Here is a 12,136-nt window from a genome sequence, read left to right as displayed (position 1 = left end):
TAAAATTTTCTAAAATTATTCTTTTTTAAGCGCTGAACCTACATTCTGCCCATTGGCATTTTAGGCATATTTTTCATCATTTTCGCTGCTGCTGCAGGATTAGAGAATTGCTTCATGACTTTACGCATATCTTCGAACTGTTTGATCAGTTTCGTTACATCTTCAATTTTGTTTCCAGAACCTTTAGCAATCCTTGCGCGTCTGCTTTGCTGAATGCTATCCGGATTTTCACGCTCGTACTTGGTCATCGATTGAATAATGGCTTCTACATTTTTAAAAGCATCGTCTTCGATCTCCACATTCTTCATCATTTTGCTCACACCTGGAATCATGCCCATCAAGTCTTTCATGTTACCCATTTTCTTGATCTGCTGAATCTGGCTGTAGAAATCGTTGAAGTCAAACTTGTTCTTGCGGATTTTCTTTTGAAGTTCTGCCGCTTCTTTCTCATCAAACTGCTGTTGTGCACGCTCAACAAGGGAAACCACGTCACCCATACCCAGGATACGTGAAGCCATCCTTTCTGGATAAAACACATCCAGGGCTTCCATTTTCTCACCGGTACCAATAAATTTAATCGGCTTGTTTACTACCGATTTAATCGATAATGCCGCACCACCACGAGTATCACCATCTAATTTGGTCAATACCACACCTGTAAAGTCTAACCTGTCGTTAAAGGCTTTTGCAGTATTCACCGCATCCTGACCGGTCATGGCATCCACTACGAATAGAATTTCGTGGGGTTTTGTATGTTCTTTTACGGCAGCGATCTCATTCATCATCTCCTCGTCTATTGCTAAACGACCTGCCGTATCAATAATAATTACATTGTTGTGGTTCTTTTTACCTTCCGCAATACCTTCCATAGCAATGGCTACCGGATCTTTCGATGCAAGGTTCGCATATACTGGTACGCCAATCTGCTCTGCAAGAATCTGAAGCTGGTCTACCGCCGCAGGGCGATACATATCACCTGCAACCAATAAAGGTTTCTTGCCCTTACTTTTCAGGTAGTTGGCCAGTTTTCCAGTGAAGGTAGTTTTACCCGCACCATTCAGTCCGGCGATCAATATGATGGTTGGATTGGTTTTTAAATCTAACTCTGTCACTTCACCACCCATTAAGGCAGTCAGCTCATCGTTCATTACTTTAGTCAGCAACTGACCCGGAGAAACAGCGGTAAGTACATTTAAACCAAGTGCTTTTTCCTTCACATCATCTGTGAAGCTCTTGGCTGTTTTGTAATTTACGTCGGCATCCAACAAAGCCTTACGGATTTCTTTCATGGTTTCGGCCACGTTGATTTCTGTAATACTGCCTTGTCCTTTTAAAACTTTAAATGCACGGTCTAGTTTATCCTGTAAATTTTCAAACATTTTCTTTAATGCTTAGTGTTCAATTTTTTGTGAAAGCCAAAGTTATTAATTTTGGCCGAATGAAATGGCAATATTTATAAAGTATTACCTCGGGAAAACAAACATCACGCCAATAGCAAGTGTCTGATTCGCCTGAATCTTAGGATCTGTATCTTTATCTAACAAACCAACACCATTTAAACTGACATTCATCAGCCTGTTAAGCTTAGAAGTTAGGGTGATGTCCAAACGGTGATCGATGTTCGACAAAGCCCTGTCGTAAGGAATAAACATCTGATATCTAGCCTTCAGCACTGTATTTGTGAAAATTTCTTTCTCAAAATTACTCACCACCTGGAAAGCCAGCTCATTTCTGAATTTTTTTCCTTTAGGCACCCCGTAATTAGATTCACTGCGGTTGACTGAATCCGGTGGGGTGATGAACAGTTCATTTGGTGCAAGCACGAAAGTTTGTTTCGCAGTACCTGTACCAATTCGGGTAGAGAAGTACTTATTCGGCTTATACTCAAAACCCATGGATTCTGTTAAATAACCTGGCGACATAAATTTGGAGGTCAGAATTTCTCTTTCTACACCTGCCGCATCATTATAATATTTAAATCCTTTATCGAATTGAGATTCAAAGTTGATGGAACCGAAGAAGTACCAGTTTTTAGAAAGCTGGATTGCCGCTTTGTTATCCCAAAAGATACGATCTCTTGTTTTTTTCTGAAGTTGTCCTTTATTTCTCACCTTTCCATATTCCAGGATCAGCTCACTTACATAACTGTAGTTTTCTTTGCTGTATTCTGCCTTGTAATTGACTACGCCACCTAAAGCCACAGAGTTTACTCCACCACCAGTCCAGTTATTGGAAAATGCAGCCTGGGAGAAATTAATGCCCACAGAAGTTCTGGTCTTCCAGTAATTTACTTTTGCATTCACAACAATTGGCGCCAGGGGCACCGCTTTAAAATTCAGGTTTCCCGTTCTCGAAGGCAGGGGGCTGCGTTTAAGTTTAATGTCTAAACCTTTAGTATCAATTGGAATGCTGTCTACTTCTTGAGCAGATGCTGAATTGAGGGACACGACTAAGATCAATAAGAAGCTGGCGTAAAAAATCTTCATTCCTACAAAGAAAAACAAAAATGTTGCTTATTAAAAGTTTAATAGCAAACTAATTGCAGATGCTGAGGGATTTACGGCTTTTCAGCACGGTAAGGCCACCATGCACACCATTTACGTCTTTTCAAATAGCCTAAATCTGATTCATTTGCATAGGCTTCCCGCTCAAAACGGATGTTAAAATAGGCGAGATAGTGATTTTTGAAGCGGTAAAGGTTCAGCAAATAGTTCAGGCCATATAAAATATAGAAAGGAAGGATCAGGAGTTCCAGCTGCTGGCGCAGGTGAATGCGCTCATGATTGATTAAGGTTGAATTGGTTTTTTGCGCTTTATGCTGTAAAATGATAAAGGGAAAGATGGCCATTGCATTGGCAGACATCCGGGGCCATATCAAAAAGAAATACCTCAAAACTCATCAACCGTTAATTTTGGGAGTGGCTTAAGCCGGAATGCGGCCGGATTTCGCTTATAGCTCGCATAACTGTTTTTCAGGAATACGATGAAGGCATAATCAGATGCCGTCAGTGCAAACTGATACGTAGGACGGTATTGCTGCATAAAATCTGCGGCTTCATAGTCACCGATATGGAGTACCCTTTTCACATATTCGGGCTTAAAACGGTAGTCAATAATTGCTTCTTTATAGTCTTTTTCAAGGATCTGCTGCAGGTGTCTGGCATTCTTGCCATCGCGGCTCAACAGGTTGTAAATCGCATCAATCCCCAGTCCGACACCACCTGTCCCTAAATTGAGCAAGTCTTTGGCTTTGCCTTTATCCAAGGCGTATTTGTACTCTTTTAAGCTAAGTTCATGACGTTGCTGAGGAGTGTATTTTTCACCAATAATGGCCACCTCTCTTAAATTAATACCTAATGATTTCAATTGAAAATAGACGGCTTTCTGGCCTTTATAAACCAAGGTATCCAGGGCATAACCTTGTAATACGGCAAATAACGTGTCCCCAACCGAAGCTTTGATGCTAAATTCTCCTTTTGGATTGTTGTAAATACCTTCGTCCTTACTGGAATTGTATACATATACCTTTGCCAATCGCAATTTGGATTCTTTGTCAATGACAAATCCCTGCACCACTGGTTGCTGTGCAAAAATTTTAAAACTTAGAAAAGAAAGTAACAAGAATAAACCTAACCGCTTCATTGCCTACAAAATTACGAGATATCTATACTTCGAATTAAAGATTAACATTATTTAACTAAGCCCGGATTTATTTAACCAGGATCAGTTTCTGGCCGATCTTAATGCCTTCTTCTGATAGCGAATTCAAGGTTTTGATGTCTTCAATACTAATGTTGAATCTTTTAGATAGGTTATACAAGGTGTCTCCTTTTTGAACAGTATAGCTTTTATCAGGGCTCGGAGGGTCTACAGATCCAGGACCTGATGGCACTGTACCGCTGGTATCTGCAGGTGTTTTAATGACTTGTTTAGATGGCGGCGTCGCTACCGGCGTGAATTTTTTCTTTTCCTCAGTGATGCCTGCATTGATCTCAGTGAATACTTTATCCTCTCTTTTCAATTTTTCTTTTTCTGTTTCCGATTGATCATATTGATACAATTGGTACCTCTCAATGATGTTAATCAGCATGGTCGGATACTTTGGGTTTGTGGCATATCCTGCTTGTTTCAGGCCATAAGCCCAGTTTTTATAGTCGTTCTTGTCTAGCTCAAAAAGAAAGCTGTAACGCTTTCTTTTGAGAAACTGTGAATGGTCTTTATAAGATTCTCTCGCATCTTTATACACGCGAAAGCAATCGTCACTTTTATCATCGTCTTTGTAATACGCCTTTCCTTTCCATTCAGATGTGCATTTAATCCCAAAATGGTTATTGGCAAACTTCGCCAGACTGCTGTTTCCGCTACCGGATTCAATAATTCCTTGTGCCAGGGTAATACTTGCTGGAATTCCAAAAGCATTCATCTCTTCAATTGCGACTGCTTTAAACGACTCAATGTAGTTCAAAGTGGTATAAGAAGGCATATTTGGATTTGCTTTATTGGCTGCCTTTTCAATTTGCTTGTTATTGCGACTGTATTGTTTGGTTTTACAGGCAAATAATAGCGGAAAAATCAGGGCAAGCAAGACTACTCTACTTTTCATTAGAAAATTATTGTTCATTAGATTCTTATTTTTTGTCCGGGTTTCAGGCGTATGCTCTTCAGTCCGTTCTTTTTCATAATTGCTTTAGTGCTGGTATGGTAACGCTTGGCGATCGTACTTAAATTATCCCCACTTTTTACGGTATATCTTCTTCCTGTAGCAGCAGAAGCCCTTTTCTTGACATGACTGCTAACCACAACTGCAGGTTCTACATAATCTTCAGGTCGTTCATCATACTGGTAAAGCTCGTATTTTTTGATGAGACCAACGATTTGCGAGGACCATGATCTGCTGTGTGCATAACCACCGCGCTGTATGCCCCTGGCCCAGGCCCGGTAATCATATTGATTATATTTTTCAAATAAGGGGCTGAAAGTTGCCCTGCTTTTCAAAAACTCAATAAAATGATCATAAGAGGCCTCTACAGAGTCGTAATCACGGTAAGCGGAACGGATTTCCGTATTGTTATTGGGTCCTTTAATGCCGAAATGGTTGTTCATATATCGGGCAATTTTACTTTGTCCGGAAGCCGATTCGTGAATCGCAACGGCGATAATGATACTGGCCGGGATTCCGTTTTCCCGCATGAGCTCCTGGGCGTGATCAACGCGTTCTGTAATATAATCTTCTGTACTTTGGGCCTGCGCAGCAACACTAAAAAGTGTGATGATGAGCAAAATCGACCATAGTTTTTTAACCATATTTTATTTTTTTCTGATGATAAACAGTCCGTCCCTAATGGGGAGAATCAGTTTTTCTACACGGTTGTCGGCCGCTATTTTATCATTAAATGTACTTATATTTTTAGTTTCTTTATCTTGTGCGGGCTTTAATACCTTACCACTCCAAAGCACATTATCTACGATAATCAGTCCTCCAGGACGTACACGGTCGAAAATCAGGTCATAATAAGTACCGTTGTTTTTTTTATCAGCATCGATAAATACCAGGTCAAAAGTCTCCTCCAGATCATTGATGGTTTCCGTAGCATCCCCTAAAATGTAACGGATTTTTTCTGGACTTGGGGCAGCTGCAAGGTTGCGGATCACCATTTCTTCCAGCTCTTCATTTTTGTCCAGCGTATAAATGATTCCGTCTTCGGTTAAACCCTCTGCCAGACAAATTGTGGCGTATCCGGTAAACGTACCAATTTCTAAAATTCTTCGCGGAGTGATCATTTTGCTTAAAAAGCTCAATACACGGCCTTGATAATGACCGGAAATCATTCTCGGCATCAGTACTTTAAGGTTGGTTTCGCGGTCTATTTTTTTAAGTAACGCTGATTCCGGTTCGCAGTAATTGAGCAGCAATTGCTGCATATCGTCATTAATCAGGCTCATAATTTAATTATTCGGCATTCGTATTCTTTAATTGGATCTGGTTTATTTCTTTAATAAACCAGGTTTATGGCTTTAAATATAGCAAGCGTATGCTTTATCTGGATCGGCCTTGCAAGTCAAAATTGTACTATTAACGGGGCTGTTCCATAAAATATTGCAGGATGATCGTCGCTGCAATCGTATCTACCCGCTCTTTATCCCTTCGGTCTTGCTTTTTAAATCCACTCTGCATGATGGTTTGATGGGCAAGCTTAGAGGTAAAACGTTCATCGATCCAGAACTGCGGGATGTCTGGAAAGGTTCTCTTTAATAGCTTCGCAAAACCTTTTACATGCTGTTTGGATGCTGAAGGCGTGCCGTCCATTTGTATGGGATCTCCGAGTACAAAGGCTTCCACAGCTTCTGTAAGCATATATTTTTTCAGGTAATCGATGATGTCTTTCGGATGTATGGTATCCAGCCCGGTGGCAATAATTTGCAGGGGGTCTGTAACGGCAATTCCGATCCGTTTAGTTCCGTAATCAAAAGCTACAATTCTCGGCATAAATGCAAATATGCAAATCAATAATCTAAAAAATTGTTATTTTGCACCAAATGCAGTTTAAAGACATCATCGGACAGGAAGAGATTAAGGCACAGTTGGTACAAACCGTTGTCGAAAACAGGGTGAGTCATGCCCAGTTATTTCTGTCTACTGAAGGGAGTGGTGCTCTACCTCTGGCTATCGCCTATGCACAATACATCAATTGCCTGGATAAGCAGGATAATGATAGCTGTGGGGCCTGTTCATCCTGTCGGAAGTACGAGCGATATATCCACCCAGACCTGCATTTTTCCTATCCTTTTTTCGCTTCTAAAGATGCCAGAATTGCCGTTGATGTGATCGACGAATGGCGCAGTATGCTGCTCGAAGATCCTTATTTTGACATGGACATCTGGCGCTCAAAATTGAATGCGGAGAATAAACAGGCCAATATTAACATTGCCGAATGTCATGACATTATAAAAAAGCTGAGTTATAAAGCTTTTGAAGGAGAGACCAAGGTATTGATCATGTGGCTACCAGAATACTTGGATCGTGAGGGGAATTCTCTGTTGAAAATCATTGAAGAACCACCTGCAAACACTTTATTCCTGTTGGTGGCGAATAATCAGGATCAGATCTTATCAACGTTGCTGTCTCGTACGCAAATTGTGAAGATTCCGAAGTTATCACATGAAACAATTGAAAACTACCTGACCGAAAAACACGGCATGCCGGAAGAACAGGCTACAGAGTATAGCTTTCTTGCAGATGGAAATCTGATTGAAGCGAAGCTGTTACTGGCGAATACTCAAAATGGCAATGCTGATAAATTTGCCGAATGGCTGAGGATGGGTTATGGCAACCGCGTGTTGGAGCTGACTGCTTTTGTGGATCAGGCTGCCGGTTGGGGAAGAGAAAATCAAAAGAATTTTTTAAAATATGGAATTAATTTTCTGAGGGAATGTAGCCTGCTGCTCAGTGATGCAGAAGTACTGGTGAAACTGCCCGCAAGAACATTAGATACCGCAAAAAAGCTGAGCGAAAAGGTATTGGATTTACCGATGGCGGAGGCCATTATTCAGGAACTGGAACGCGCTCATTACCATATCGAAAGGAACGCTAACCCTAAAATCCTGTTTTTAGATGTATCTTTACAATTGGTAAAAATAATTAAGTTTAAAACGCTCCCGAAAGGGACTCAATATATATACAATTAACTATGGGATGTGGAAGTTGTTCTACAGGTGGCGGTTGCGCCCCCTCGGGCTGCAAAAGTAATGGCTCATGCCTTACTGGCGGCTGTCAGAAATTAGAAGTTTACGATTGGCTGTCGAATTTAGACATGCCCTCAAATTATATACCTTTTCAAGTAGTAGAAGTTAAATTTAAAGGTGCCAGGAAAGAATTTTTCCTGAATACGGAGAACATCTATCTTGAAATTGGTGAATTAGTGGCCGTAGAAGGCCCTACAGGAGGTTACGACGTAGGTCACATTTCTCTAACCGGAGAATTGGTGCGCATGCAGATGAAACGTCGTAAGACCCCGCTTGATCAGGTGACCAGAAAGATTTACAGGAAAGCAACGGAAGCAGATGTAGAGAAATGGAAGTTGGCAAAAGGCTTAGAATGGGAAACCATGCATAAGGCACGTACGCTGGCTTTAGATTTACGTTTGTCGATGAAAATCAGCGATGTAGATTACCAGGGTGATAAAACCAAGGCTACTTTCTTTTATACTGCTGAAGGGCGGGTAGATTTTAGAGAATTGATCAAGAAAATGGCGGAAACGTTCAGAATCAGGATCGAAATGCGCCAGATTGGAATGAGACAGGAAGCCGGCAGACTGGGCGGAATCGGCTCATGTGGTCGTGAATTGTGCTGTTCTACCTGGTTGACGAACTTTAAAACGGTATCTACCGCTGCTGCAAGGTATCAGAATTTGTCGTTAAACACTTTGAAACTTGCCGGACAATGCGGAAAGTTGAAATGCTGCTTAAACTATGAACTGGATACGTATCTGGATGCGTTGAAAGACATTCCTGACCGTATTGAGAACCTGCAGACAGAAGTTGGCGTTGCACGTCACCAAAAAACCGATATTTTCAAGAAATTGATGTGGTTCAGCTATCCTAATATGGAAGACTGGATTCCGCTGAAAGTGGACCGTGTGAAAGAGATCATGGCCATGAATAAGAAAGGGCTGAAGCCGAATAACCTGAAAGAAGAAGCTGTCGAATTGGTTTCAAACACAGTGATTGAGAAGATCCCTGATTATGAAAATGTAGTTGGACAGGATAGTTTAACACGTCTGGACGATAAGCCTAGGAATAAAAACAACCGCAACAATAACAACAATAGAAATAATGCACCTCGTACCGGGGAGCAAAAAGCGAATAATAACCCTAATAGAAACGATAAAACGGCCAGACCAGAGAAGCAAAACAGACCTGGACAACCAGCCAGACCACGTCCGGAACGTCCTGAAGGGAATAAAAATGTACCTGCGGCTGGCGGGCAAAATGCACAGCCAAAAGGGCAAGTTCCTGTTGGAAATGCAAAAGCACAGGGAGCTAACCCAAATGCACAGCCAAAAGCGCCAAGACCAGCTCAAAATGCCGCTGGAGAATCAGGTCCGACAGTAAAAGCACAGCAGCCAGGCGGTAATGCAGGGCAGCAGAAAGGTCAAAATAAAGGTCCTGGAGGAAATGCAAATGCAAAAGCACAGGGAGGTAATCCAAATGCACAGCCAAAAGCACCAAGACCAGCGCCAAATGCCGCTGGAGAATCAGGTCCGGCAGTGGATGGAACACCTGCAGCTGAGGGGACTACGCCTCCTGCAAAGAGCCGCAACAATAGAAACAGAAATAATAACCGTAGAAAAAAACCAACGGATAAGCCTGCAAATGAATAATTTTAAAGCAGTTTTTTTGCTAATTACGGGTATCATGGCCACTCTTTTGAGCGGCTGTGATACCCATAATGTAATTGATAACAATGTTTCTATGCCCTCCAGAAACTGGAGTTATGACCATAGGGTAAAAGCCGTAATCGATATTACCGATAGCAGCAAGCCTTATAATATCTATTTTAAGCTTCGCCATACTGCTGATTATGGCTATTCTAACATCTTTGTTTTGATGCACCTGCGCAAAACAGGAGATAAAAAAGTAACCCGACGTTACGAATACCGCTTGGCACAGCCCGATGGTCAATGGAATGGTTCAGGTTCCGGCAATCTTTATACCTACACTTTGCCTTTATTGACCAATTATAAGTTCCCTTCTCCGGGAAAATATGAGTTGGAATTGGAGCAAAATATGCGCGATAATCCATTAAAAGGGATCAGTGACGCGGGCATAAAGGTCTCTGCTATTCAGCCCTAAGTTTGACATTTAAGGCGCCAAGGTAGCTGCTATCCGAAATGCGCTTGCCATCTGCACTCCTAAGGCTCATAAATAGGGCCATTGGTTGTTTAAGGTCCTTAGGCCGCATTTTTAGAAAGTGAATACCATCACTTCTCTTTGCCGCATTTAGGTGAGCATCTGCTTTTTGAGTAGCGGTATAGCATACCATGATCATCACCAGATCATCGTATTCCCCATTTTCAGTTTTCTGACGGGCATCCCAGGTAAAATTTAGACCTGTCGCTGCCTTGTTGAACTGTACACCTTGAATTACAGCGAGTGTTCCCTGACTGATGATCACCTTTTCATAATCCACTTCTATGTTGGGGTATTCCCCTTTCAAAGCGTGTTTTTTGTGATAAGCTGTGGCCAGATTATGGGCATTCTTATCGGTTCCTTTTACCGCTATTGCGAATCCCAGATCGAGGTATTTGACCATTGGACTGAGCAGCTTCATGGTGACCGTCATCTTTTGACGATTCACCAGCTGTAATGGCGTTGCCGGACCGGGTTTGCCGATTCCCTTGCAGATCAGTTTGTCATTTAAAAGATAGAAGACTAAATTTCCGATTTTTCCATTGGGGGTACCCAAGGCACTGTTGTTCATGATTGCCATGATAATTGGTTTATGGTTTCAATTCTCTGATGAATTCTAGTCATCATAATTAAAGGTACCATTAAAGATTAGGATAGATCGCAGTTTGCAAGGCTTGGGAAGCTGTCTATAGATTTCAGGGGAAACTGTCTGTACACTTCTGAGTGCTATGAGCGCTATAAGTAGTTATTGATGAGGTTCTAGCAGGGCTTGTGGCCCTGCAAGGCCCTACCAGCCCTCTGGTAAAAGCCTGTTAGCGCTTTGATTGAGGAAAAGAAAATTCCTCTACTAAAATTGCTCTATTTTTTTAATTTTTTTTACAAAGAAGGAAGTAATTGTTCCAAAGCCATTCCTCTTGAACCTTTCAGCAGCACCAGGCTATCTTCAATTGAAGCTTGTTCCAGGAAGGCTTTTGCTTCGGCTGGATTTTGGAAAAAATGACCTCTGTGATCCCCTTTTTGCTCATAAAAATATTTTCCAATGAAAATTAGGGTTGCTACATTGGTGTTTTCTGCTTCGGAAATGATCAGTTGGTGCTGTGCAGCAGATTCATTGCCCAGCTCAAACATATCTCCAATGATGACTACCTTCTTGTCGGCAGAAAGGGACTCGATATTGGCTAGAGCCGCAGTCATACTGCTTGGATTGGCATTATAAAAATCACAGATCACGGTGTTTTTATCCGTTTTACTCAATTGAGAACGGTTGTTTTTAGGTTGATATCCCGATAATCCAGCATTGATTTGTTCGGCAGTCAGGCCAAAGAAATGACTGATACAGATCGCAGCCAGTATGTTTTCAAAATTATAAGCCCCGGTAAGCTGCGTTTGTACCTGCTGGCTTCTCACCTGGTCTGTCCAGGAAAGCTCCAGAAAAGGGTCGGTTTTCAACAGTTTACCCGAAATAGCATTGTTGACCTCCCTGCCATAATATACTGTTTTTGTCAACTCAGCAACAGCGGTCATTTCTAATAAATACGGGTTATCTCGGTTGATGAAAGCAGTTCCATCGTGTTTTTTTAGGTAGGTGTAAAGCTCGGCCTTTCCTTTCTTAACGCCTTCAAATCCTCCAAAGCCATCCAGATGTGCCATGCCAATATTGGTAATCAGGCCATGTGTTGGCTGTGCGAGTTCACATAAAAATTCGATCTCTTTTTGGTGATTTGCACCCATTTCTATCACTGCTATTTCTGTTTCACTCGTTAAGGAAAGCAGGGAAAGCGGGACACCAATGTGGTTATTCAGGTTGCCTTTAGTGGCAAATGTTTGGTATTTCTCAGAAAGAACGGCATTGATCAGTTCTTTGGTCGTTGTTTTTCCGTTACTGCCGGTTAAACCGATCACAGGAATATGTAATTGTTCGCGGTGGTATTTAGCCAGTTCCTGTAGTGCAGTTAATACATCAGGTACTAGAATACAGCGCTCATCAATCAAATAAGCGGGATTGTCAATGATCGCATGTGCAGCACCATTGGCTAATGCCTGTTCCGCAAAGGAGTTGGCATCAAAATTTTCGCCTTTAAGGGCAAAGAAAAGACAGTCTTTAGTAATGCTCCTTGTATCGGTGCATATCATAGGGTATTTTAAAAAATATTGATACAGGGAATGTGGAGTTGACATGTGCTTAAATCTAAATGATATGGTAAAATTACACTATGAAAGAGAAACA

The 12,136-nt window shown here is 41.6% G+C and carries 13 protein-coding genes; 3 read left to right on the top strand and 10 right to left on the bottom strand.

Translation table 11 applies throughout. The features are described 5' to 3' along the window. Positions 1–38: 38 nt before the first annotated feature. The 8 genes from ffh to ruvX all read right to left on the bottom strand — a co-directional run bounded on the left by ffh (position 39) and on the right by ruvX (position 6,487). Entirely contained in the window at positions 39–1,379 is a 1,341-nt protein-coding gene (ffh, locus tag K7X70_RS00375; protein ID WP_062546296.1) for a signal recognition particle protein, read from the bottom strand. Between the two features lie 84 nt (positions 1,380–1,463). Then, positions 1,464–2,486: a DUF3078 domain-containing protein gene (locus K7X70_RS00370; protein ID WP_222535226.1), complete on the bottom strand. Its 1,023-nt coding sequence runs from the start codon at positions 2,484–2,486 to the stop codon at positions 1,464–1,466. Between the two features lie 71 nt (positions 2,487–2,557). Continuing rightward, positions 2,558–2,863, bottom strand: coding sequence for a hypothetical protein (locus K7X70_RS00365; protein ID WP_255606845.1), 306 nt, complete (start codon positions 2,861–2,863; stop codon positions 2,558–2,560). Positions 2,864–2,889: 26 nt separating this feature from the next. Beyond that, positions 2,890–3,642, bottom strand: coding sequence for a hypothetical protein (locus tag K7X70_RS00360; RefSeq protein WP_222535225.1), 753 nt, complete (start codon positions 3,640–3,642; stop codon positions 2,890–2,892). A 67-nt stretch (positions 3,643–3,709) separates the two neighbouring features. After that, positions 3,710–4,603 carry a glucosaminidase domain-containing protein gene (locus K7X70_RS00355; protein WP_222535224.1) on the bottom strand — a complete coding sequence of 298 codons (894 nt, stop codon included), beginning with the start codon at positions 4,601–4,603 and terminating at the stop codon, positions 3,710–3,712. A 17-nt stretch (positions 4,604–4,620) separates the two neighbouring features. Further along, a complete protein-coding gene (locus tag K7X70_RS00350) occupies positions 4,621–5,304 on the bottom strand; it encodes a glucosaminidase domain-containing protein (RefSeq protein WP_222535223.1) in 684 nt (227 codons plus the stop codon). Between the two features lie 3 nt (positions 5,305–5,307). Next, a complete protein-coding gene (locus K7X70_RS00345; RefSeq protein WP_222535222.1) occupies positions 5,308–5,943 on the bottom strand; it encodes an O-methyltransferase in 636 nt (211 codons plus the stop codon). A 130-nt stretch (positions 5,944–6,073) separates the two neighbouring features. Next, positions 6,074–6,487: a Holliday junction resolvase RuvX gene (gene ruvX / locus K7X70_RS00340; protein ID WP_222535221.1), complete on the bottom strand. Its 414-nt coding sequence runs from the start codon at positions 6,485–6,487 to the stop codon at positions 6,074–6,076. Between the two features lie 50 nt (positions 6,488–6,537). Between ruvX and K7X70_RS00335 the strand changes: the two genes are divergently transcribed. From K7X70_RS00335 to K7X70_RS00325, 3 genes are read left to right on the top strand one after another with little or no spacing between them, the layout of a single operon-like run. Then, positions 6,538–7,686 (top strand): DNA polymerase III subunit, encoded by a 1,149-nt coding sequence (locus K7X70_RS00335; protein WP_222535220.1) that lies wholly within the window; start codon positions 6,538–6,540, stop codon positions 7,684–7,686. 2 nt (positions 7,687–7,688) lie between these two features. After that, on the top strand, positions 7,689–9,380 hold the full coding sequence (locus tag K7X70_RS00330) for a PSP1 domain-containing protein (RefSeq protein WP_432443864.1): 1,692 nt from the start codon (positions 7,689–7,691) through the stop codon (positions 9,378–9,380). Next, positions 9,373–9,852: a gliding motility lipoprotein GldH gene (locus tag K7X70_RS00325; protein WP_222535219.1), complete on the top strand. Its 480-nt coding sequence runs from the start codon at positions 9,373–9,375 to the stop codon at positions 9,850–9,852. The genes K7X70_RS00330 and K7X70_RS00325 overlap by 8 nt, the downstream gene beginning before the upstream one ends. On the opposite strand, the gene K7X70_RS00320 is transcribed toward K7X70_RS00325, so the two are convergent. Further along, entirely contained in the window at positions 9,839–10,489 is a 651-nt protein-coding gene (locus tag K7X70_RS00320; protein WP_222535218.1) for a DUF6266 family protein, read from the bottom strand. The two genes, K7X70_RS00325 and K7X70_RS00320, sit on opposite strands and share 14 nt — an antisense overlap. Positions 10,490–10,785: 296 nt before the next feature. After that, positions 10,786–12,087 carry a UDP-N-acetylmuramoyl-tripeptide--D-alanyl-D-alanine ligase gene (locus K7X70_RS00315; protein ID WP_222535217.1) on the bottom strand — a complete coding sequence of 434 codons (1,302 nt, stop codon included), beginning with the start codon at positions 12,085–12,087 and terminating at the stop codon, positions 10,786–10,788. Positions 12,088–12,136 lie beyond the last annotated feature (49 nt).

This window comes from Pedobacter polysacchareus (assembly GCF_019802255.1).
Lineage (GTDB): Bacteria > Bacteroidota > Bacteroidia > Sphingobacteriales > Sphingobacteriaceae > Pedobacter > Pedobacter polysacchareus.
This window is presented reverse-complemented; position numbering and strand designations above follow the sequence as displayed.